Below are 23547 nucleotides of genomic sequence, written 5' to 3' on the forward strand. Positions count from 1 at the left end.
GACGCGACGCCGGCCCCATGGGGGCCGGGCGGCAGGCGGCAGGTTTGCGGAGTTAGAACTTGAACTGCGACACCGTGACGCCGCGCAACGGCTTGATGACCGTTTCGAAGAGTTTGACGGTTTCGAAGCTGGCGGCAGTGGTGCGGGTGATGCGACAGGCAGTCATGATGGGCGCCTGGCCCACGACCACGACAAGGCGGCCGCCCACGCGCAGCTGGTACTTCAGCGCGTCCGGCACGACCGGCACGGAACCGGTGACCAGGATGGCGTCGTATTCGGTGGAGCCCCAGCCATTGCGGGCGTCGCCGGTTTCGACCTTGACGTTGGTGACGTTGTTCATCTGCAGGTTCTGCTGCGCGAAGGTCACCAGGCGGCTGTCGATCTCGACGGAGGTGACTTGTTGCGCCAGGTAGCCCAGGAGGGCGGCCTGGTAGCCGGAACCCGTGCCGATTTCCAGCACGCAGTCGGACTTGGTCAGCAGCAGTTCTTGCGCGAGGCGTGCTTCGACCTTGGGGGCGAGCATGTTCTCGCGGGTGTTGACCGCGTTGATCTCGAGCGGCAGCTCCAGATCGGAAAACGCCAGCCCGCGCAGGGCCGGCGGAACGAATTGTTCGCGGCGCACATCGAACAGCGCTTGCAGCACGTTGGCGTCCAGGACGTCCCACGGGCGGATCTGCTGTTCCACCATGTTGAAGCGGGCTTGTTCTACGTCGGGCAGGGTCGAAGCGTTCATGACGGTCAGAAAAAACAGAGGAATCAACGGGCCATTGTACCGATTCGTAGCGTCCTGTGACGGCGTGCCTACCACCAGCCGTGAAAGTGGTGGACCGGGCCGTGGCCCGAGCCGACCGACAGGCGCTCGGCGTGGCGGATGGCCTCGGTGAGGTAGGCCTTGGCGCGCTTGGCCGATTCCGGTACGTCCCCGATTTGCGGCAGCAGCGCCGCCAGCGCGGCCGACAGCGTGCAGCCGGTGCCGTGGGTGTTGGCGGTGTCGATGCGATGGCCGGGCAGTTCGATCATGCGGTCGCCGTCGTGCAGCAGGTCGATGGTTTCGCTGCCGGGCAGGTGGCCGCCCTTGACCAGCACCCAGCGCTCGCCCGAATGCGCCAGCTTGTTGCGCAGGCGCTCGGCCACGCGCCGCATTTCCTTGACGGTCTCGACGGGGCGCTCTTCGAGCAGCACGCCGGCCTCGGGCAGGTTGGGCGTGAGCAGGGTGGTCAGGGGCAGCATGGCTTCGCGCATGGCGCCGACGGCATCGTTCTCCAGCAGCAGGTCGCCGCTTTTGGCGACCATGACCGGATCCAGCACGATGTGCGCCGGCGTCCATTTGGCGAGCTTTTCCGCCACGACCTCGATGACCGGGCGCTGGCCCAGCATGCCGATCTTGACCGCGTCGATGCGCACGTCGGCGAACAGGGTGTCGATCTGCAGGCCGACGAAGGCGGGCGGCACCGGCGAGATGCCCGTGACGCCCTGCGTGTTCTGCGCGGTGAGCGCGGCGATGATGGCGCAGCCATACGCGCCCAGCGCGCTCATGGCCTTGACGTCGGCCAGGATGCCGGCGCCGCCGGACGGGTCGACGCCCGCGATGGTCAGCGCGTTGGGGATGGGACGGCCGCTGGCGGCCGGCTGGCGCGAGTTCATTTGGCGGGACCGCCGGTGATCAGGCCTTCGGTGGGCGAGCTGGGCGCGCCGCTGTACAGCTTCTTGGGCATGCGTCCGGCCAGGAAGGCTTCGCGGCCGCTTTCCACGCCCTTTTTCATGGCGCTGGCCATCAGGACGGGGTCGCGCGCGGCGGCGATGGCGGTGTTCATCAGCACGGCGTCGCAGCCCAGTTCCATGGCGATGGCGGCGTCGGACGCGGTGCCCACGCCGGCGTCGACCACGACCGGCACGCGGGCCTGGTCGATGATGAGGCGCAGATTCCAGGGGTTCAGGATGCCCATGCCCGAACCGATCAGCGAGGCGAGCGGCATGACGGCCACGGCGCCCATGTCTTCCAGCATGCGGCACTGGATGGGATCGTCCGTGCAATAGACCATGACCTTGAAGCCCTCATCGACCAGCGTTTTGGTGGCCTTGAGCGTTTCTGGCATGTTGGGGAACAGGGTGTGCGGATCGCCCAGCACTTCGAGCTTCACGAGGTCGTGGCCGTCCAGCAGTTCGCGGGCCAGGCGCAGCGTGCGCACGGCGTCGTCGGCGGTGTAGCAGCCGGCGGTGTTGGGCAGCAGCGTGAACTTCGAGGTGGGGACGTAGTCCAGCAGGTTCGGTTCACCGGCGTTCTGGCCGATATTGGTGCGGCGGATGGCGACGGTGACGATTTCCGTGCCGCTGGCGTCCAGGGCCGCGCGGGTCTGTTCGAAGTCCTTGTACTTGCCGGTTCCGACGAGCAGGCGCGACGAATAGGCGCGGCCGGCGATGGTGAGCGTGTCTTGTGTGGTCATGGCGGTGCTTCAAAGGGCGGGCGCGCACGATGCGAGGCCCGCGGGGACTGGCTGACTGATGCCGAATGATAAAGCAGGACGCCGGATGGCAGGGCGGGGGCGCTGGCCGGCGCGTTCCACTAATTGCGGAATGCGCGCGTCAGCGCACCCGGTCCAGGTCGGCGCAGAGGGTCTCGGCCGCGTCGATCAGCCGCGGGCCGGGCCGGTACAGCGCGTCGGCGTCGACACCGTAGACGTGGCCCTGGCGCGCGGCCGGCAGGCCCATCGCCTGCCAGGCGGCCAGGTTTGCCTGCGTGTCCTCGCGGCGCGAGACGCCGGCCAGCACGGCCTCGGGCCGGGCCGCCAGCACGCCTTCCAGCGTGACCTGCGGCGCCACGATGGGCGCCTGGCCGAAGACGTTGACGCCGCCGCACAGCCGCAGCGCATCGCTGACGATGCTGGCGTTGTTCAGGGTGTAGATCGGATCCAGGCCGGCCTGCACGAAGACCCGCACCGGACGCCGGCCGGCATAGCGGGCCTGCAGGGCCGCCAGCCGCGCGCGCATGTCCGCGGCAGCGGCGTTCGCCACGGGCTCGGTGCCGAACAGCCTGCCCATGCGCTCGACCGCGCCGGGGATGGCGTCCAGCGTCAGCGGATCGCTGTAGAACACGGGCACGCCCAGCTTGTCCATCACGCGCGCCAGCGGTTCGGCGGCAGACGGTTGCCAGGCGATCAGAAGGTCAGGACGGGCGGCGGCCACGCGCTCGGCATCGGGCTGCGTGCCGTCGCCGATGATGGGCAGCGCGCGGGCGGCGGTCGGGTAGTCGCTGCCCAGCACCGTGCCCACGATGAACCCGCCGGCGCCCGCGGCGTAGACGAGTTCGGTGGCGTGGGGCGCCAGCGTGACCGCGCGCCGGGCGGGCGCCTGCAGCGCGACGGCGCGGCCGCGGTCGTCCTGCACCTGGATGGCAGGCGCGCCGTGGGCCGGCAGGGCAGACAGCGCCAACGTTGGCGCCCACACCATCGCCAGTATCCAGGCCGGCTTCGCGATCCGTTTCGGCGCAAGTTTCAGCACCCGGTGCCGCGGCAGTCCGGCGGTCGTCAGGACGCGATGGGAAGTCATGCGGCGGCTCCGTCGGGTGGGCATAAACGCGGGGCAGGGCCTGCGCGGAATCTGCGCCTCAAGAAAGGCGCAATGCCGGCAGGCCCGGGCCGTCAGGCGGCAATCAGTAGCGTAGCGTGAGCGACGCGTAGAAGTTGCGGCCGGGAGCGGGGTACAGGCTGTAGTTGGCGACGGGACCCAGCATTTCGAACGAGGCGTTGCCGCCACGGATGCCGTACGTGGCGTACTGGCGGTCGAAGATGTTGTTCACGCCCACGGCGCCTTCGATGTTGCGGGTGAACTTGTACGCGAGCTTGGTGTTAAAGAGCACGTACGCATCCAGCTGCTTGTCGAACTGGTTGGCCTGGTCGTTGTCCATGCGCGACTTGCCCACGTATTGCGCCGACACGTTCCACAGGAATGCGTCGGTGGGGCGCCAGGTGACGGCGGCGTTGGCTAGCCACTTCGGGGCGAGCGGCACGGTCTTGCCGGCCAGGTCCACGCCGGCGTAGGTGCCGGAACGGAACTGCGCCTGCATCCACGTCACGTTGGCGTCCAGGCTCACGCTGTTGGACAGGGCGGTGTGGCCTTCCAGTTCGACGCCTTGGCGGCGGGTCGGATCCAGGTTGGTGTTGGCGCCGGTGCCCGGGCCCCACAGGCCGTCGGCCAGCGGGTTGTACTGGATCTCGTTGGTCAGGTCGTAGCGGAAGTACGACAGGCGCGCGCTGCTGGATGCCGACTGCCACGTGACGCCGATTTCCTTGTCGGTGGAGGTCTGCGGCGCCAGCGGCGACTGGACCGACAGCAGTTCGTCGGCGTTCGGCAGGCGGAAGCTGCGGCCGATCTTGCCGTACACGCCGAAGCCGCTGGCCAGATCCTGGCGCACGCCGAGCTGCCAGGCGGTCAGGTGGTTGCTGCGATCAGACGCCGTGCCGGAACCCGAAATCACTTCCAGGTCGTCGGACGCGTACTGGCGGCGCACGCCCGCCGTGATGTAGGTGCTGTCGGTGGCGCGGATCTGGCCTTCGGCAAAGAGGCCGTACTGGTGCTGGCGCGATTGCCACTTCGAGGGTTCGAAGTCGTAGTAGGCGTTCTGGTCGGCGGTGGTCTTGGCTTCCTGCGCGTCCGCGCCGAAGACGACGCTGTGGCCGCCGTTGATCGGCAGGCGGTAGCGCACGCTGGCGATGTTCTCTTCGAGCTTCTGGTCGCGCAGCGTGTCGCCGAAACCGTCATAGGTCACGCCGCTGAGCTTCTTTTCGCGGGTCGACAGGTCCGAATACAGCACGCCGGCGCCGATGGCCTGTTCAAGCTGCAGGCCGAACGTGGTGGTGGTGGTCTTGACGTAGTCGACGTCGTTCTTGGCGCCGCGCGGATCGTCCTGGAATTCGTTCACGCCAGTGAACGGGTTGATCGTGCGCGGGCCGGGCAGTTCCAGCTTCTGCGTGGTGGTGCGGCCGTACAGGCGGATCGAGCCGTCGTCGTGGCGGAACGTGATGCCGCCGCCGCCGCCCTCGCGGCGCTCGCCGCTGTGGTCGCGGTAGCCGTCGCTGTGCAGCGACTGCATGTAGGCGTCCACGCCCACCTTCTCGTTGTTCATCGAGACGGCGGCGTCGTACTGGCGCAGGCCGTAGCTGCCGAAGGTGGCGGTGGCGCGGGCGGACACCGGTTCCTTCTTGAAATCGGACTTGGTGATGATGTTGATCACGCCGCCGGTGGTGCCGCCGCCGTATTGCACGGAGCCGCTGCCGCGCACGATTTCGATGCGGTCGACCTGGTCCAGCGGCACCACGCCCAGGCTGGGCGCCGACAGGTCGTTGGTGTTCTGCTTGACGCCGTCGATCAGGATCAGCGTGTTGCTTGCGCCGGTGATGCCGAAGCCGCGCAGGTCCACGATGGCGTTGTCGCTGGAGCTGGTGGTGTTGATCAGGTTGATGCCGGACTGCGTGGACAGCAGGTCCTGCATGGTGCGGGCGCTGCTGGCCGCGATGTCCTCGGCGGTGATGACCGAGATCGACACCGGCAGCGTGCGGCCGTCGGTGGGCACGCGTTGCGCCGTGACGGTGATGCTGTCCAGTTCGGGGGCGGGGGAAGCGGTCTGCTGGGCGGCGGCAATGGCCGGAGCGGTACAGAGCAAGGCGCCGGCGTAGCGCCGGATGGAGCGGGCTTTCATCTACATAACCTCGAAGCGACCCGCGACCCCGCAGGCCATTCACGATGGGGAGAATGCCCGCGCGCCGGGCGGGCCGAAAGGCCGCGGGGCGGGGAACAGGCATCCTGGCGAGCGAACAGGCCGGTATCGGGCTGCCATGGGCGCGGATGCGCGCATGGGGACCGTTGCGGGGGCAGCACAGGCTGGACTTGCAGGGCAGCTGCGGCGGCCTTGTGGGCGGCGCGGCGCCCGTTGGCGGCGTCTTCCTGTTTCCCGTTTACCTTTCGCACGCGGCGGGCAAGTGTTGCGTCCTTGCCCAGCCTGTTGCGCCGAAAGCACCGGTTCGGGGCCGAAACTGTATCACCGCGAGGCGCGCGAAGGCCCATTTTGTTACGATCAGGGCTTGTTTTTTCAGCGTTTTTCGCTTTTTAGCCACAACCGCGCTGCCGTGGCCAACCCAATTTGGACCTGATCGTGTCGTATCCCCGCCTGCCGTACCCTCCCGAAGCCTATACCCGCGGCGGCGACTTTGCCCGCCTGCTGGGCAAGCGCATCCTGATCCTGGACGGCGCCATGGGCACCATGATCCAGCGCTACAAGCTGGGCGAAGCGGATTTTCGCGGCGAGCGCTTTGCCGATCACGGCAAGGACGTCAAGGGCAACAACGAACTGCTGTCGCTGGTGCGGCCCGACGTCATCTCGGAAATCCACCGCCAGTACCTGGAAGCGGGCGCCGACGTCATCGAGACCAACACCTTCGGCGCCACCACGATCGCCCAGGGCGATTACGACCTGCCGGAACTGGCATACGAATTGAACCTGGTGTCGGCGCAGCTGGCGCGCGAGGCCTGTGACGCGTACAGCACGCCCGACAAGCCGCGCTTCGTGGCCGGCGCGCTGGGCCCGCAGCCCAAGACGGCATCCATCTCGCCGGACGTGAACGACCCAGGCGCGCGCAACGTCACGTTCGACGAGCTGCGCGTCGCGTACATCGAGCAGCTCAATGGCCTGCTCGACGGCGGCATCGACATCGTCCTGATCGAAACCATTTTCGACACGCTGAACGCCAAGGCGGCCATATTCGCCACCGAGGAAGTCTTCGAGGAACGTGGCATCCGCCTGCCGGTGATGATCTCCGGCACGGTGACCGACGCGTCCGGCCGCATCCTGTCGGGCCAGACGGTCGAGGCCTTCTGGAACTCGGTGCGCCACGCTCGCCCCGTCACCATCGGCCTGAATTGCGCGCTGGGCGCGGCGCTGATGCGCCCCTACGTGGCCGAACTGTCCAAGATCTGCGACACCTACGTCTGCGTGTATCCCAACGCCGGCCTGCCCAACCCCATGGCCGAGACCGGCTTTGACGAGACGCCCGCCGACACCTCGGCGCTGCTCGAGGAATTTGCGCGCGCGGGCTTGGTGAACATGTCGGGCGGCTGCTGCGGCACCACGCCGGATCACATCCGCGCGATCGCCGACAAGGTCACGGCGCTGACGCCGCGCGTCGTGCCCGACGTGCCGGTCAAGACCCGCCTGTCGGGCCTGGAACCCCTGAACATCGACGAGGACACGCTGTTCGTCAACGTGGGCGAACGCACCAACGTGACGGGCAGCAAGATGTTCGCCCGCCTGATCCGCGAAGAAAAATACGACGAGGCGCTGGCCGTGGCCCGCCAGCAGGTCGAGAACGGCGCGCAGATCATCGACATCAACATGGACGAGGCCATGCTGGATTCGGTGGCCTGCATGCACCGCTTCCTGAACCTGATCGCCTCCGAGCCCGACATCGCGCGCGTGCCGGTCATGATCGACAGCTCGAAGTGGGAAGTCATCGAGACCGGCCTGAAGTGCGTGCAGGGCAAGGCCGTGGTGAACTCGATCTCCATGAAGGAAGGGCTGGAGCCCTTCCGCCACCACGCGCGGCTGTGCCGCCGCTACGGCGCCGCCGTGGTGGTGATGGCGTTCGATGAACTTGGCCAGGCCGACACGCTGGAGCGCCGCAAGGAAATCTGCGGCCGCGCCTACAAGATCCTGGTCGAGGAAGAAGGCTTTCCGCCGGAAGACATCATCTTTGACCCGAACGTTTTCGCGGTCGCCACCGGCATCGACGAGCACAACCACTACGCCGTGGACTTCATCGAAGGCACGCGCTGGATCCGCGAGAACCTGCCGCATGCCCGCATCTCGGGCGGCGTGTCCAACGTCAGCTTCTCGTTCCGCGGCAATGAGCCGATGCGCGAGGCCATCCACACCGTGTTCCTGTACTACGCGGTCAAGGAAGGCATGACGATGGGCATCGTCAACGCCGGCCAGCTGGGCGTGTACGCCGACCTGGACGCCACGCTGCGCGACCTGGTCGAAGACGTGGTGTTGGACCGCCCCGAGCCCGTGGGCAAGACCGACCCCGCCGACGAGCGCACGCCCACCGAGCGCCTGGTGCAGTTTGCCGACACCGTGAAAGGCTCGGGCGCCAAGAAGGAAGAAGACCTGGCCTGGCGCAATGCCGAGGTCGAGCAGCGCCTGTCGCACGCGCTGGTGCACGGCATCACCGCCTTCATCGTGGAAGACACCGAAGAGGTGCGCCAGAAGATCGCCGCGCGCGGCGGCCGCCCCATCGAAGTGATCGAAGGCCCGCTGATGGACGGCATGAACGTCGTCGGCGACCTGTTCGGCGAAGGCAAGATGTTCCTGCCGCAAGTCGTGAAATCCGCGCGCGTGATGAAGCAGGCCGTGGCGCACCTGATTCCGTTCATCGAGGAAGAAAAGCGCCAGATCGCCGCCGCGGGCGGCGACGTGCGCGCCAAGGGCAAGATCGTCATCGCCACCGTCAAGGGCGACGTGCACGACATCGGCAAGAACATCGTGTCGGTGGTCCTGCAGTGCAACAACTTCGAGGTCGTGAACATGGGGGTGATGGTGCCCTGCGCGCAGATCCTTGAAAAAGCCAAGGAAGAGAACGCCGACATCGTCGGCCTGTCCGGCCTGATCACGCCCAGCCTCGAAGAGATGGCGTACGTGGCTTCCGAGATGCAGCGCGACGAGTACTTCCGCAGCCGCAAGGTCCCGCTGATGATCGGCGGGGCGACCACCAGCCGCGTGCACACCGCCGTCAAGATCGCGCCCAATTACGAAGGCCCGGTCATCTACGTGCCCGACGCCAGCCGTTCCGTGGGCGTGGCCACCAACCTGATGTCCGACCAGTCGGAAGCCTATCTGGCGGAACTGGCCGAGGAATACGAAGACGTGCGCCGCCGCCATGCCAACCGCAAGGCGACGCCCATCCTGCCGCTGGCCGAGGCGCGCGCCTCGCGGCCGGCGATCGACTGGGACAGCTACACGCCGCCGCGCCCCAAGTTCATCGGCCGGCGCACCTTTAAGAGCTATGACCTGGCGGAAATCGCGAAGTACGTGGACTGGGGCCCGTTCTTTCAGACCTGGAGCCTGTTCGGCCCGTACCCGGCCATCCTGCAGGACAAGGTGGTGGGCGAGCAGGCGCGCAAGGTCTTTGCCGACGGCCAGGCCATGATGAAGCGCATCGTCGAGGGCCGCTGGCTGACCGCCAATGGCGTCGTGGGCTTCTACCCGGCCAATAGCGTCGACGACGAGGACATCGAGGTCTACAAGGACGAGACCCGCAGCGAGGTGCTGTTCACGTACCGCAACCTGCGCCAGCAGGGCGCCAAGCGCGAAGGGGTCAGCAACAAATCGCTGGCGGACTTCATTGCGCCCAAGTCCAGCGGCAAGCTCGACTACATCGGCATGTTCGCCGTCACGGCCGGCCTGGGCATCGAGAAGAAGGAAGCGGAATTCGAAAAGGCGCTGGACGACTATTCCAGCATCATGCTCAAGTCGCTGGCCGACCGCCTGGCCGAAGCCTTTGCCGAATGCCTGCACGCGCGCGTGCGCCAGGACCTGTGGGGCTACGCGCCCGACGAGGCCCTGTCCAACGAGGACATGATTGCCGAGAAGTACGTGGGCATCCGTCCCGCGCCAGGCTATCCGGCCTGCCCGGAACACGTGGTCAAGACGGATATGTTCCGCGTGCTGGACGGCGAGGACATCGGCATGATGCTGACGGACAGCTATGCGATGTACCCGGCCTCCAGTGTGTCGGGCTTTTACTTCAGTCACCCGCAGTCGCAGTACTTCAACGTGGGCATCATCGGCGAAGACCAGCTCGAGGACTACGCCCGCCGCAGCGGCCGCAGCATCGAAGACCTGAAGCGCACGCTGGCGCCCAACCTGGGCTGACGCGCCGGTCTACCGCTGCGGCCGAGGCGGGAGCAGGCTGGGGCTAAGGCCGGAACTGGGGCGCCGCGAGGCGCCCCAGAATCTTTTCGACGGCCACGCCGATGGCGAGCACCTTGCGGTCCTCGCCCGGCAGGCCATCGATCTCCAGTCCCACCGGCAGACCTTGATTCGACAACCCGGCCGGCACGCTCAGGCCGGGAAGGCCTGCGTTGCTGCCCGCGTCCACGTTGCGCGCCAGGCGCGCGAAGGTCTCGAAGCTGCTGGCCTCGGGTGTGGCGGCGGGCGGCTGGACAGGCACGGTCGGAAACAGCAGGCCGTCCAGCGCGTGTTCCTTGAACGCGCGGCGGTAGACGTCGATGAGTTCGCGCCGGCCGGTTGCGATGGCATGTTCGTAGAGCGGTTGCAGCGGCAGGACCTGGCCGTCCGGCGTGGGCAGCACGCCCGGCACGATCAGGTTGTCGAAGATGCCTTTCACGTCCGGGCTGGAAATCTGCGCGACCACTTCGTCAAAGCTCACGCCCACGTGATAACGCGCCAGATAGGCCGTCAGGTCGGGCTTCTGCTCAAACAGGCATAGTGGCATGCCGACTGCCGCGTTGGCGGCGGGCAGATCGGGCATCTCCAAATCCACCAGCGTCACGCCGGCCTCGCGCAGCCGGTCCAATGCGGCTTCGGCCACCGTCCGGACTTCGGGGTCCAGGTCGGCCCAGAAATAGCCGGCCAACCCCAGGCGGATGTTTGCGGGGGGCAGGGGCGCCAGCGGCTCGGTCTGGCCCGTGAGCACCGCATCCAGCACGACGATGTCGGCCATGCCGTTGGCGATGGGCCCGGGCGTGTCGCGCGTGTGCGAAATGGGCGTGATGCCCGCGCCGTCGTAGCGGCCCACAGAGGGACGAAAGCCAGCCGATCCATTCACTGAGGCGGGCAGGCGCACCGAGGCGCCGGTATCGGTGCCCAGCGCGGCGGGCGCCAGCCGCGCGCCCACCGCCGCGCCGCTGCCCGACGACGAGCCGCCGGCGATCAGGCGCGCGTCATAGGCGTTGCGCGTGCCCTCGCCATCCGGTCCCGGAAAGGCGGTGTTGTAGCCAGACACCCCGAACGCCAGTTCATGCATGTTGGTCTTGCCCAGGATGACGGCGCCGGCTTCGCGCAACCGCTGCACGACGGGCGCGTCCTCGGCGGGACGGAAGTCCTTGAGCGCGGGCGTGCCGGCCGTGTTCGGCAGCCCGGCGACGTGGATGTTGTCCTTGATGGCGATGGGCACGCCGCCCAGGGGGCCGTTGCCGGGCGCCGCATCGTAGGCGCGCGCCTGCGCCAGAGCGCCGTCGCGGTCGACGGTGATGAATGCGTTCAGGTCCTGGCGGGCGTCGATGCGGTTCAGGTACGCCTCGGTCAGCGCAACGCTGGTGAGGCGGCCCTCGCGGATGCGGGTTGCCGCCTCGATGACGGTCAGGTCCGCCAGGTCGGCGGGCAAGGGCTGGTCGGTCGGGCTGGGCATGGCGCTTATTCCTTGGCTGTCGGTCGATCCGTATCTATACAGGGGTGGCGCGGGGGCTGTCGAGAGGTCTGCCGCGCCGCGCGTAGTGGAAAACCACGATGGCGAAAATTGGTGGACCAAATACGATTTGGTCAGACCAATTCAAGGCGCCATGACTTTGCATTCACTAGCCAAACCCGAGGTTGCCTCCAGCCGCTCCGCGCCCGACCGCGGTTACCTGCGGCTGGCCGCGCAGATCCATGCGCTGGTGGCGCAGGGCGAATTTGCCGCCGGCCAGCGGCTGCCGGCTGAACGCGCGCTGGCCGAGCGCTTTGACGTCAGCCGCACGTCCGTGCGCGAGGCCATCATTGCGTTGGAACTGCAGGGCGTGGTGGAGGTGCGGGGCGGTTCGGGCATCTACGTCTGCGAGCCGGATGCGAGCCGGCCGCCCACGATGCCGGAGGCGGGCGCCGGCCCCTTCGAGCTGCTGCGCGCGCGCTGCCTGATCGAATCCGAGATCGCCGCGCTGGCGGCCACCACCCGCACCGACGGGGACCTGGACCGCATCTTCGAGGCGCTGACGGCCATGCGAGACCGGATGACGGACAAGGACGCCAACGCCGAGGCCGACCGGCGCTTTCACCTGTGCATCGCGCAATCCACGGGCAACAGCGTGCTGCTGGCGACGGTGACGTCGATGTGGGACCAGGCTCGGGGCCCGGTCTGGGAAAAGATGGAACAGCATTTCCATACGCAGGCGTTGCGCCAGGCGTCGCAGGCCGATCACCAGCGCATCTTCGGCGCGCTGGTGGCGCGCGACGCGCAGGAAGCGCGGCTGGCGATGCACGATCACCTGGAACGGGTGATCGGCGAATTTGCACAAGGGTGGCGCTGATGCTCAATTGCATGATCCACGGGGCGCAGGACCTGCGTCTGGACACCTCCGATTCGCAGCCCTTGGGGCCGTCGCAGGTGCGTGTCGGCGTCAAGGCCGTCGGCATCTGCGGGTCGGACCTGCATTATTTCCGGCACGGCCGGGTGGGGGATTTTGTCATCCGCGAACCGCTGACGCCGGGGCACGAGGCGTCCGGGCAGGTGCTGGAGGTGGGGGCGGCCGTGACGGCCGTCAAGCCGGGCGACCGCGTCGCCCTGGATCCGGCGCGCACCTGCGGGGTGTGCCGCTATTGCCGGCAGGGCGATTCCAATCATTGCGAGGCCGTGCATTTTTTCGGCAGCGCCAGCCGCTATCCGCACATGCAGGGCGCGATGCGCGAAGAGGTGGTGGTGCAAGAGGGGCAATGCGTGCCGGTGCCGGATTCGCTGTCCTTCGAACTGGCCGCTTTTGGCGAGCCGCTGGCGGTGGCGTTGCACGCGGTGCGCAGCGCGGGATCGCTGCTGGGCAAGACGGCGATGGTGGTGGGCGCGGGTCCCATCGGCGCGCTGATTCTGATGGCGGCGCGGCTGGCAGGCGCCAGCCGGGTCATCGTGGTGGACATCGTGGACCAGACGCTGGCGGCGTGCGCGCGCGTGGGCGCGTCGCAAACCATCAATGCGGCCACGGGCCCGGACGCGCTGGACGCGCTGGCGGCGGGCAAGGGATCGGTGGACGTGTGCTTCGAGGCGTCGGGCAGCTACGCGGGGCTGGCAAGCTGCCTGCGCGCGGCGCGGCCGCGCGGCGTCGTCGTGACGGTGGGTACGCTGTCCGGCAGCAGCGAGGCGTGCCCCTTCAACCAGATCATGGTCAAGAGCCTGACGTGCGTCGGCAGCTTCCGTTTTGTGGACGAATACGCGATGGCCGTGGATTGCCTGGCGCGCGGCCTGATCGATGTGTCGCCGCTGCTGACGGCGGCCGTGCCGGTTGCGCGCGTGCACGACGCTTTCGCGCTGGCGGGCGATCGCAACCAGGCGATGAAAGTGATGGTGACGTTCTGACTCCGCGGCCGCCTCGCGCGGCCGTCCCTCTCTCCTGTAGCCGGAAGCCACGATGAAGATTACGAATGCACGCGTGATTGTCTGTTGTCCGGGCCGCAACTTCGTGACCCTGAAGATCGAAACCGACCAGGGCCTGACCGGCATCGGCGACGCGACGCTGAACGGGCGCGAGCTGGCGGTGGCGGCCTACCTGACCGAGCATGTCATCCCGTGCCTGATCGGGCGCGACGCGCATCAGATCGAGGACATCTGGCAGTACCTGTACAAGGGCGCATATTGGCGGCGCGGGCCGGTCACCATGACCGCCATCGCGGGCGTGGACACGGCGCTGTGGGACCTGAAGGCCAAGGCTGCCGGCATGCCGTTGTACCAGCTTCTGGGCGGCAAGAGCCGCAGCGGCGTGATGGTCTACGGCCACGCCAACGGTTCGGACATCGAGCACACCGTGGACGAAGTGCTGCGCTACGCCGACATGGGTTATCGCGCCATCCGCGCGCAAAGCGGCGTGCCGGGGTTGGAGAAGGTGTACGGCGTGGGCCGGGGCACGTTGTTCTACGAGCCCGCCGACGCGGACCTGCCCAGCGAGCATGACTGGTCCACCGAAAAGTATCTGCGTCACGCGCCGCAGCTGTTCGAACGCGTCCGCGAGAAGCTGGGTTTCGAGCACCATCTGCTGCACGACGTGCATCACCGGCTGACCCCCATCGAGGCCGCGCGCCTGGGCAAGTCGCTGGAACCCTACAACCTCTTCTGGATGGAAGACGCCACGCCCGCTGAAAACCAGGAGGCGTTCCGGCTGATCCGCCAGCACACCACCACGCCGCTGGCGGTGGGCGAAGTCTTCAACACGATCTGGGACTGCAAGGATCTGGTGCAGAACCAGCTTATCGACTACATCCGCACCACGGTCGTTCACGCGGGCGGCATCACGCATCTGCGCCGCATTGCCGACATGGCCTCGCTCTACCAGGTGCGCACCGGCTGCCACGGGGCCACGGACCTGTCGCCGGTCTGCATGGGCGCGGCGCTGCACTTTGACCTGTGGGTGCCGAATTTCGGCATCCAGGAATACATGCGGCACACCGAGGAGACGGATGCCGTCTTCCCGCACGCCTACACGTTCGAGCAGGGCATGCTGTATCCGGGCGAGGCCCCGGGCCACGGCGTCGACATCGACGAGAAGCTGGCGGCGCGGTACCCCTATCAGCGCGCGTACCTGCCCGTGAACCGGTTGCAGCACGACGGCACGCTATGGAACTGGTAGGCGAGGGCGGCCGGCTGGACGCGCGGACGCTGGACGCCTTGCCCGCGCACGTGGCGCGTCCTGGTTTTGACCGGGCCGCGCTGGGCATCGGCATCGTGCATCTGGGCCTGGGCGCTTTTGCGCGGGCGCATCTGGCCGCAGTGAACGACGCCGCGCTGCGCGCGGTCGCGAGTGCGGATTGGGGCATCTGCGGCGTGTCGTTGCGCCAGACCGATACGCGCGACGCGTTGGCGCCGCAGGACGGCCTTTATGCGCTGGCGCTGCGCGATGCCGACGCCAGCGGCGCGCCCCGGCAACGCCTTGGCGTGATCGGCTGCCTGCGCGAGACGCTGGTCGCGCCCGAGGATCCGCAAGCCGTGCTGGACCGCATTGCGGCGCCCGGCACGCGCATCGTCAGCATCACGGTCACCGAGAAGGGCTATTGTCACGATCCGGCCAGCGGCCGCCTGAATCCGGACCATCCCGACATCGTGCATGACCTTGCGCAACCCGCGACGCCCCGCGGCGTCATCGGGTTTCTCGTGCACGGCCTGCAGTTGCGCCGCGCGGCAGGCCTGGCGCCGGTCACGGTGATGTCGCTGGACAACCTGCCCGCCAATGGCCACCTGCTGCGCGCGCTGGTGCTCACATTCGCGGCACGCGTGGACGCCGGATTGACCGAATGGATCGCGTCGGCGTGCACGTTTCCGTGCTCGATGGTCGACCGCATCGTGCCGCGCACGACGGACGCAGACCGCCAGGCGATCGCTGCGGCGCTGGGCGTGCGAGATGCCTGGCCTGTGGTGGCCGAGCCTTATCTGGAATGGGTCGTCGAAGACCGGTTTGCGGCGGGCCGGCCGGACTGGACCGCAGGCGGTGCGCGCTTCGTGGCGGACGCGGCGCCGTTCGAAACGCTGAAGCTTCGCATGGTCAACGGTGCGCATTCGGCGCTGGCGTATCTGTCGGTGATGGCGGGGTGGGCCACCGTGGACGAGGCGATGGCGCAGCCGGGCATGCGGCGGTATCTGCGCGCGCTGATGAGCCAGGAGATCGAGCCGACGCTGCCGCCGCTGCCGGGGCTGGATCTGGCTGCGTATCGCGAAGGGCTGCTGCATCGGTTTGCCAATCCGGCGCTCAGGCACCAGACGCGGCAGATCGCGATGGACGGTTCGCAGAAATTGCCGCAGCGGCTGCTCGGCACCGTGCGCGACCGGCTGGCGGCGGATGCGCCGATCCCCGGGTTGGCGCTGGCCGTGGCGGGATGGCTGCGGTTCCTGCGCGGGGCGGATGAGGCGGGGCGCGTCTACGAGATCCAGGATCCGATGGCCCAAGCGCTGGCGCATCGGCGTGAGCGGGCCGAGCAGGCGGGCGAGGGACCGGCGGCGATGTTGGCGTGGGCGGGCGTGATGACGGGCTTTGAACCGGTGTTCGGCGACCTGGGGCAGGAACCGCGATTCGTGCGGGCGGTGGGCGCGGCTGCGCAGTTGCTGCGCAGCCAGAGTGTCGCGGGCGCCTTGTCCGCGATGCATCGCGCGTCGGCGGGCTGACGGCGCCTGCGGGCCGACTCGGGCTTGCGGTTCAGCCCGGCTTGCGCACCACGATGGTCGCCGTGTCGCTGGTGAACGAGGCATCGTCGCGCACGTCGAAGTGCGCGCGCACGACGTCCGGCGCGATGCCGAACATGTGGCGCAGCGCTGCGACCAGCGTGTCGGGCGTGCGCATGCGCGTCACCCACGACTGGAATTCCAGCGGCAGGCGGCGCGGCGCCAGTTCCTGCAGCGTGAAGCCGGCCTCGGTAAGCATGCGGGTCCATTCGGCCACCGAGTAGTCGCGCACGTGCGAGGTGTCGCGCAGCACCTCGATGGTTTGCAGCCAGGTGTCCAGCAACGGTTCGCCCGGCGACACCACGTCGGCGAACACGGCAATGCCGCCCGGCTTGAGCACGCGGAAGGCCTCGCGCAGTCCGCGCCCGGCGTCCTGCCAGTGGTGGGTGGAATAGCGCGACATCACCAGGTCGAATTCGCCGTCGCCGAAGGGCAGGTACTCGGCCTTGCCTTGTCGGGTGACCAGATTGGCCAGGCCACGCTTGGCGGCTTCGGCGGCGACGACGTCCAGCATCTGCTGCGACAGGTCGTAGGCGGTCACCTGCGCGACTTGCGGGGCCACGTGAAAGCTCACGTGGCCGCCGCCACAGCCCAGATCCAAGACGCGCGCGGCGGGGTGCTGGCCGGCAATGGCGGCCATCTGAACCAGGTCTTCGCCTTGCGCGTGCACGGCGCTGGTCAGGTAGGCGGCGGCGCGGGGGCTGAATTGGCGGTCGACGGCGGCGTCGTGGGTGCTGGCGGTCATGAGGGGTCCTTGTGTCGGGAACGCGGCGCGGATTGTTGCCGGGAATCCTTTCGAGATTGCGAAAGGGTGCAGGCGCTAAGATAGGCGGGCCCGTATACACGTACAAGCCCATTGCTCATCCTGGTATGAATACTTCCCCCCAGCCCGTCACGCCCGGCCACGAAGGCTCTCATCTGCGCCGCCACGCGCTGGGCGAGTTCGTGCGCAGCGCGCGGTCGCGCATCACGCCGCAGATGGCGGGCCTGCCCGAGGGATCGCGCCGCCGCACGCCCGGCCTGCGGCGCGAAGAGGTGGCGCAGCTTTGCGGCATCAGCGTCACCTGGTACACGTGGATCGAGCAGGGGCGCGAGGTGTCGGTGTCGCCGTCGGTGTGGTCACGCATCGCCGGCGTGCTGCAACTGGCGCGGGCGGAACGCGCCTATCTCTTCGACCTGGCCGATTGCGCCGACCCGCAGCACGCCCGCGACGACGCCGGCGGCGCGCCGGGCCCGCTGCAGGAATGCGTGAACGCGATCAATGCGCCGGCCTATGTGCTGGACCGCGCCTGGAACGTGCTGGCGTGCAATGCGCCGCTGGTCGACCTGTTCGACCACTGGCCCGAACGCGACCCCGCCCCGAACCTGCTGCGATACATCTTCCTGGACCCCGCCGCGCGCGAGCTGGTGGTCGACTGGGACCAACGCGCCCGCCGTGTGGTGGCCGAGTTCCGCGCCGATGCGGGCGCACATCTGGACGAACCGGCCGTGCTGGCGCTGCTGGACAGCTTGAGCCGGCAAAGCGTGGTTTTCTCACACTGGTGGACCCGCCACGCGGTGGTGGAGCGCGAAGGCGGGCTGCGCGAATTCCAGCACCCGCGCCGCGGCAAGCTGGCGTATCAGCAGATCACCTTCCGCCTGGCGACGCACCCGGATCTGAAGCTGGTGATGCTGCTGAGCGGGGCGGGCGTCTGACTCTGGAATGGGACGGCGCCGTAGATTGCCCGGCGTTTTCCGCCAAGGGGCAACGGTGCTGCTGTTTGACCGGTGTCTGACACCCGAGCGAGATGGCCGAGGGCTTGTTGCTGCGCCGCAGGGGTGTCAGACACCTGCGTTGCGTCGGATTGTTGCTGCGTCGAAGGGGTGCCTGCCACCTGCATTGGCGTAAGACACCTGCATTAGCGTGCGCGTAACCGATGTTTTTGACCAAGGCGCGACGGTGCTGCCGCTTGAACGGTGTCTGACACCCTGGAGCGGCGGTCGTGGGTGTGGCGCAGTGTTGGCAGGGTGTCTGACACCGCTCCAGCCCACGCCGGATTACCCGCCCGATCGCTATGCCGCGTTTTCCTCGCCAAACAGGCTGTCCTGCATCCCCGCATCCACCAGCCCTTGCAGCAGCTTCTTGACCGGCGCGGGCAGCGCCATCGTCCCCAGCTTGTCCGCCGGCACCCAGCGCTCGGGCAGGGCCGGTTCCCGCAGCGCGACCGCGCGCACCGGCACGAGCCAAGGACGGATGTGCAGCCGGTAGTGCGTGAACGTGTGGGCGAAAGCGGCAAGTTCGAAGCGCTGCTCCGGCTCCAGCCCCAACGCGCGTGATGCGCTGTCGGGGTCGCCTGCCGCGTCGAATTCGGGCAGGCTCCACAGGCCGCCCCAGATGCCCGGTTCGGGGCGCTGTTGCAGCAGGAAAGCGCCCTGGTGCCGCAGCACCAACATACAGGTCTCGCGCTCGGGGATGGCCTTGCGCACTTTGGGCGTGGGCAACTCGGCCTGGCGGCCTTCTCGGCGCGCGACGCAAGTGTCCGCCACGGGGCATCGGTCGCAGGCGGGCTTGCCGCGTGTGCAGAGCGTGGCGCCCAGGTCCATCAGCCCCTGCGTGTACGCCGCCATGTCGAGTCCCGGCGCGGCGTCCACCTGCGCATGCGCCAGCGCCCAAAGACGCTGCTCGACCTCGCGCTTGGCCGGATCGCCCGCTATGCCGAAGTGACGGGTGAACACGCGCTTGACGTTGCCGTCCAGGATGGGTGAACGCTCGCCGTTCGAGAACGCGGCAATGGCTGCGGCGGTGGACCGGCCGATGCCGGGCAGGGTGGCGATGGCCTCGGCGGTGGGCGGAAAGCGCCCGTCCCAGTCGCGCACGATCTCCTGGGCGCAGCGGTGCAGGTTGCGGGCGCGGGCGTAATAGCCCAGGCCTGCCCAGTACGGCATCACGTCTTCCTGCGAGGCGGCGGCCAGCGCCGCGACGTCCGGAAAGCGTTGCAGAAAGCGCTCGTAGTAGGGGATGACAGTGGCTACCTGTGTCTGCTGCAGCATGATTTCGGATAGCCAGATCCGGTAGGGATCCCGGGTGTTCTGCCAGGGGAGATCGTGGCGGCCGTGCTGGCGCTGCCAGGCGACGATGCGAGGGGCGAAGTCCATGCCGGCAATTATCGCATCGCCCTATTGCCCGCCCGAGGGCCAGGGGGTACAACCGAAAGGACTAGCGTCAGCTGGCCCTATTTTTTGGCCAGCCGGCGCGGCAAGCGCGATTCGGCCCGCAGAAGGCGTGAACGCATCAGGACTTCACTTTCACGGCCCTTGCTGGCCCGCGTGCGTTCTGTGGAGCTGCGCGCCGCTTGTTGGGGCATCCGATGTTGGAGTAGACATGAATGCCCCCCTCACGCCCGCCGTCCGCGCGGCGCTCGAATCCGTTCAGCTCGACGACAAATACACCCTGCAATCCGGCCGCGCCTGGATGAGCGGCATCCACGCGCTGGTGCGGCTGCCCATGATGCAGCGCGTGCGCGATGCGCAGGCAGGGTTGAACACGGCGGGATTCGTGTCGGGGTACCGGGGCTCGCCGCTGGGCGGCGTCGACCAGAACATGTGGAAGGCCGCCGCCCATCTGAAGGCGCACCACGTGGAGTTCCAGCCGGGCATCAATGAGGACCTGGCCGCGACGGCGGTGTGGGGCACGCAGCAGGTGAACCTTTTTCCCGGCGCCAAGTACGACGGCGTGTTCGGCATGTGGTACGGCAAGGGGCCGGGCGTGGACCGCTGCGGCGACGTCTTCAAGCATGCCAACGCGGCGGGCACGGCGCGCCACGGCGGCGTGCTGGTGGTGGCGGGCGATGACCATCCCGCCAAGTCGTCGACCCTGCCGCATCAGAGCGACCACATCCTGAAGGCCTGCATGATCCCGGTGCTGTTCCCGTCCAGCGTGCAGGAGGTGCTGGACTACGGCCTGCACGGCTGGGCGATGAGCCGGTACGCGGGGGTGTGGGTCGGCATGAAGTGCATCACCGACATCGTGGAGGTATCGGCGTCCGTGGACGTGGATCCGCACCGGGTGCGCATCGTGCTGCCCGAGGATTTCCAGCTGCCGCCGGACGGCCTGAACATCCGGCTGCCGGACACGCCGTTGCAGCAGGAAGCGCGGCTCTTGGACTACAAGCTGTATGCGGCGCTGGCCTATGCGCGCGCCAACGGGTTGAACCGGGAGCTCTGGGAGGTGCCGCAGCAGGCGGCGCGCTTCGGCATCATGACTTCGGGCAAGGCCTATCTGGACACGCGCCAGGCGCTGTCGGACCTGGGGCTGTCCGAAGACGTGTGCCGGCGCATCGGCGTGCGGCTGTTCAAGGTGGGCATGGTGTGGCCGCTGGAGTCCGCGGGCACGCAGCGTTTCGCGGAAGGGCTGGACGAGATCCTGGTCGTGGAGGAAAAGCGCCAGGTGCTGGAGTACCAGCTGAAGGAGGAGCTGTTCAGCTGGATCGGTAGCGGCAAGAAGATTCCTCGGGTGGTGGGCAAGTTCGACGACAAGGATGGCGGCGAGTGGTCGGTGCCGCAGGGCAACTGGCTGCTGCCGGCGCATTACGAGTTTTCGCCCGCGATGGTTGCCAAGGCGATCGGGGCGCGCCTGTTGCGTTTCGCGTTGCCGGACGACGTGCGCGCGGGCATCGAGGCGCGGCTGGAATTCATTCGAGCCCGCGAAGCGGCGCTGGCGCGTCCGCGCGTGGTCGAGGAGCGCAAGCCCTGGTTCTGTTCGGGCTGTCCGCACAACACGTCGACGCGCCTGCCGGAGGGGTCTCGCGGCATGGCGGGCATCGGCTGCCACTACATGGTGCGATGGATGGACCGCGGCACGGACGTTTTCACGCAGATGGGCGGCGAGGGCGTGCCGTGGCTGGGGCAGGCGCCGTTCACCGAGGAAAAGCACGTGTTTGCGAACCTGGGCGACGGCACCTACTTTCATTCGGGGCTGCTGGCGATTCGGGCAGCGGTGGCGGCCAAGGCGCCGATCACATACAAGATCCTGTTCAACGACGCGGTCGCGATGACGGGCGGGCAGCCGGTGGACGGCCCGATCAGCGTGCCGATGATTACGCGCCAAGTGGCGGCCGAGGGCATCGAGAAGATCGTGGTGGTGACGGACGATCCGCGCAAGTACGTGGAGGTGTCGGACCTGGCGCCGGGTGTGCCGGTGCGCCACCGCGACGAGCTGGACGCGGTGATGCGCGAGCTGCGCGAGCATCCGGGGGTGTCGGTGCTGATCTACGACCAGACCTGCGCCACGGAAAAGCGCCGCCGCCGCAAGCGCAATGCCTATCCGGATCCGGCGCGCCGCGTGGTCATCAATGAACGGGTGTGCGAGGGGTGTGGCGACTGCTCGGCGAAGTCGAACTGTCTGTCGGTGGAGCCGCTGGAGACCGAGTTCGGGCGCAAGCGCAAGATCAACCAGTCAAGCTGCAACAAGGACTTTTCCTGTCTGAAGGGCTTTTGCCCCAGCCTGGTGACGGTGGAAGGCGGCAAGCTGAGAAAGCCGCAAGCGCTGGCGCAGTCGGGCGGCGCGCCGGACGAGGGTGTGCCCTTGCCGCGCCCGCACGGACTGGATGCGCCTTATGGGGTGTTCATCGCGGGGGTGGGCGGGACGGGCGTGGTGACGATCGGCCAGTTGCTGGGCATGGCGGCGCACCTGGAGGGCAAGGGCTGTTCGGTGCTGGACATGGCGGGGCTGGCGCAGAAGGGCGGCGCGGTGTTTTCCCATGTGGTGCTGGCAGGCTCGCCGGATCATTTGCTGAACACGCGGGTGGCGATGGGCGAGGCAGACCTGCTGCTGGCGGGCGATCTGGTGGTGGCGACGAGTCCGGAGGCGATGGCCCGGGTGACGCCAGGGCGCACGCACGTCCTGCTCAATAGCGATACGGCGCCGACGGCGGCGTTCGTGTCGAACCCATCGTGGACGCTGCCGGGCGCGAGTCTGACGTCGGATCTGCAAAGCGCGTGCGGCAAGGACAACCTGGCCGCGGTGGACGCAGCCGCGATGGCTGTGGTGCTGCTGGGCGATGCGATCTACTCAAATCCGCTGATGATGGGCTACGCATTTCAGAAGGGCTGGATACCGCTGTCGCGCGAGGCGCTGTTGCGGGCGATCGAACTGAACGGCCAGCAGGTGGCGAACAATCTTGCGGCATTCGCATGGGGGCGCCGCGCGGCGCACGAGCCGGCGGCGGTGGCGCGTCTGATGGCCAACGGCGGCGTGTCGCCCGCGCAGCCGGATGACATCATCGAGATCACGCGGCCGCGGGCGCCGACTCCCGTGGCGGACTTGAAGCAGCCGGCGGGCGAACTGGCGCGGATGGTGGCGGTGCGCGAGGCCTTTCTGACGCAGTACCAGGACGCGGCGTATGCAAAGCAGTACACGGACCTGGTGAACAAGGTGGCGCGGGCGGAGCGGGAGGCGACGGGCACGAACCGATTGGCACTGGCAGTGGCGCGCTATTACTTCAAGCTGATGGCCTACAAGGACGAGTACGAAGTCGCGCGGCTGTACTCGGACGGGGAGTTTGTGAAGCGGGTGGGTGAGCAGTTCGAGGGGGATTGGAAGCTGCGCTTTCACTTGGCGCCGCCGGTGTTTGCGCGGCGGGACAAGGATGGGCATCTGGTGAAGCGGGCTTACGGGCCGGGGATGCTGAAGGTGTTTGGCGTGCTGGCGCGGATGCGGTTCTTGCGCGGGTCGCGGTTCGATCCGTTCGGGTATACGAAGGAGCGGCGGGCGGAGCGGGCGTTGATCCAGGAGTATCGGGAGACGATGACGGCGATCTTGGGGAAGTTGAATCGCGGGAATCTGGATAAGGCGGTGGCGCTGGCTAGCGTGCCCGAGGAGATTCGCGGGTACGGGCATGTGAAGGAGGCGTCGATGTCGCGGGCTGAGGCGATGCGGGAGGAGTTGTTGAAGGGGTTCACTGCGAGGGTGGTGGCGATTGGGGTTCGGGCTGCTTGAATGGTAGGGCTTTGATTGTCTTTGACAGGGACCTACGACACGGCTGGGTGCGAATGGGATTTGCGCTTGAATGCTGAGGGCGGGGGGGCTGTCCGTATTTTTGTGGGCGAGGCGTTTTAAAAGTTGTTATCCCCGCGCGCCGGGGCTGCCGGCGGTGGGAAAGGTTCTTTAGACGCCCGGCGCGGCGTCGGCCTGGGGCGCGCGGGGCTACGATTGCGGTCCAGAGCCTTCGCTCCGGACTGCCCCGTTGTCATCTTCGTCAGCGCCTTCGGCGCTTCCTTCAGATTCCCTCGGGCGCATCTACACGCCCCGCGCACCCCAGGCCGACGCCGCACCGGGCTCGAGTGACCTGAGCTTGGCGGTCGCTGGGTCGGGTGGAGTTCTTGAGGTGCT

At 67.9% G+C, this 23547-nt stretch carries 15 protein-coding genes; 7 read left to right on the top strand and 8 right to left on the bottom strand.

The genetic code is table 11. The features are described from left to right. Nucleotides 1-52: 52 nt before the first annotated feature. The 5 genes from V6V88_RS02240 to V6V88_RS02260 form a co-directional block, all read right to left on the bottom strand. Complete coding sequence (locus V6V88_RS02240) at nt 53-733, bottom strand: protein-L-isoaspartate O-methyltransferase (RefSeq protein WP_056327622.1); 681 nt, start codon at nt 731-733, stop codon at nt 53-55. Nucleotides 734-801: 68 nt separating this feature from the next. Further along, nucleotides 802-1644: a bifunctional hydroxymethylpyrimidine kinase/phosphomethylpyrimidine kinase gene (thiD, locus tag V6V88_RS02245; RefSeq protein ID WP_338617567.1), complete on the bottom strand. Its 843-nt coding sequence runs from the start codon at nt 1642-1644 to the stop codon at nt 802-804. After that, a complete protein-coding gene (locus V6V88_RS02250; protein ID WP_062840242.1) occupies nt 1641-2444 on the bottom strand; it encodes a thiazole synthase in 804 nt (267 codons plus the stop codon). The genes thiD and V6V88_RS02250 overlap by 4 nt, the downstream gene beginning before the upstream one ends. A gap of 139 nt (nt 2445-2583) precedes the next feature. Next, the gene (locus V6V88_RS02255) at nt 2584-3447 is read right to left on the bottom strand and encodes a cobalamin-binding protein (RefSeq protein ID WP_338619539.1); all 864 of its coding nucleotides are present in this window, start codon (nt 3445-3447) and stop codon (nt 2584-2586) included. A 202-nt stretch (nt 3448-3649) separates the two neighbouring features. Next, a complete protein-coding gene (locus V6V88_RS02260) occupies nt 3650-5695 on the bottom strand; it encodes a TonB-dependent receptor (protein ID WP_338617569.1) in 2046 nt (681 codons plus the stop codon). Between the two features lie 453 nt (nt 5696-6148). On the opposite strand from V6V88_RS02260, the gene metH reads away from it, so the two are divergent. Further along, the gene (gene metH / locus V6V88_RS02265; RefSeq protein ID WP_338617571.1) at nt 6149-9922 is read left to right on the top strand and encodes a methionine synthase; all 3774 of its coding nucleotides are present in this window, start codon (nt 6149-6151) and stop codon (nt 9920-9922) included. 43 nt (nt 9923-9965) lie between these two features. Here metH and iaaH read toward each other — a convergent pair whose 3' ends face one another. After that, nucleotides 9966-11420, bottom strand: a complete 1455-nt coding sequence (iaaH, locus tag V6V88_RS02270; protein ID WP_338617573.1) for an indoleacetamide hydrolase — start codon at nt 11418-11420, stop codon at nt 9966-9968. 151 nt (nt 11421-11571) lie between these two features. Here iaaH and V6V88_RS02275 point away from each other — a divergent pair, with 151 nt between their 5' ends. The 4 genes from V6V88_RS02275 to V6V88_RS02290 are packed head-to-tail and all read left to right on the top strand — an operon-like array spanning nt 11572 to nt 16121. After that, nucleotides 11572-12294, top strand: a complete 723-nt coding sequence (locus tag V6V88_RS02275; RefSeq protein ID WP_338617575.1) for a FadR/GntR family transcriptional regulator — start codon at nt 11572-11574, stop codon at nt 12292-12294. Further along, nucleotides 12294-13331 carry an L-idonate 5-dehydrogenase gene (locus V6V88_RS02280; protein ID WP_338617577.1) on the top strand — a complete coding sequence of 346 codons (1038 nt, stop codon included), beginning with the start codon at nt 12294-12296 and terminating at the stop codon, nt 13329-13331. Before V6V88_RS02275 ends, V6V88_RS02280 begins: the two co-directional genes overlap by 1 nt. A gap of 52 nt (nt 13332-13383) precedes the next feature. Beyond that, on the top strand, nt 13384-14595 hold the full coding sequence (gene manD, locus V6V88_RS02285; RefSeq protein WP_175236265.1) for a D-mannonate dehydratase ManD: 1212 nt from the start codon (nt 13384-13386) through the stop codon (nt 14593-14595). Next, nucleotides 14583-16121, top strand: coding sequence for a mannitol dehydrogenase family protein (locus V6V88_RS02290; RefSeq protein ID WP_338617579.1), 1539 nt, complete (start codon nt 14583-14585; stop codon nt 16119-16121). Before manD ends, V6V88_RS02290 begins: the two co-directional genes overlap by 13 nt. Nucleotides 16122-16152: 31 nt before the next feature. Here the strand turns inward: V6V88_RS02290 and V6V88_RS02295 are convergent, their stop codons facing one another. Further along, entirely contained in the window at nt 16153-16923 is a 771-nt protein-coding gene (locus V6V88_RS02295; protein WP_142051450.1) for a class I SAM-dependent methyltransferase, read from the bottom strand. A gap of 125 nt (nt 16924-17048) precedes the next feature. On the opposite strand from V6V88_RS02295, the gene V6V88_RS02300 reads away from it, so the two are divergent. Then, nucleotides 17049-17873, top strand: a complete 825-nt coding sequence (locus tag V6V88_RS02300; RefSeq protein ID WP_062840236.1) for a helix-turn-helix transcriptional regulator — start codon at nt 17049-17051, stop codon at nt 17871-17873. Nucleotides 17874-18230: 357 nt separating this feature from the next. Here the strand turns inward: V6V88_RS02300 and mutY are convergent, their stop codons facing one another. Then, nucleotides 18231-19313 (bottom strand): A/G-specific adenine glycosylase, encoded by a 1083-nt coding sequence (gene mutY / locus V6V88_RS02305; RefSeq protein ID WP_223574124.1) that lies wholly within the window; start codon nt 19311-19313, stop codon nt 18231-18233. A gap of 226 nt (nt 19314-19539) precedes the next feature. Between mutY and V6V88_RS02310 the strand changes: the two genes are divergently transcribed. Continuing rightward, nucleotides 19540-23154 carry an indolepyruvate ferredoxin oxidoreductase family protein gene (locus V6V88_RS02310; protein ID WP_223574125.1) on the top strand — a complete coding sequence of 1205 codons (3615 nt, stop codon included), beginning with the start codon at nt 19540-19542 and terminating at the stop codon, nt 23152-23154. Nucleotides 23155-23547: the final 393 nt, after the last annotated feature.

The sequence above is a fragment of the Achromobacter sp. E1 genome (genome assembly GCF_037039475.1).
In the GTDB taxonomy this organism is placed as follows: Bacteria; Pseudomonadota; Gammaproteobacteria; order Burkholderiales; family Burkholderiaceae_B; genus Achromobacter; species Achromobacter mucicolens.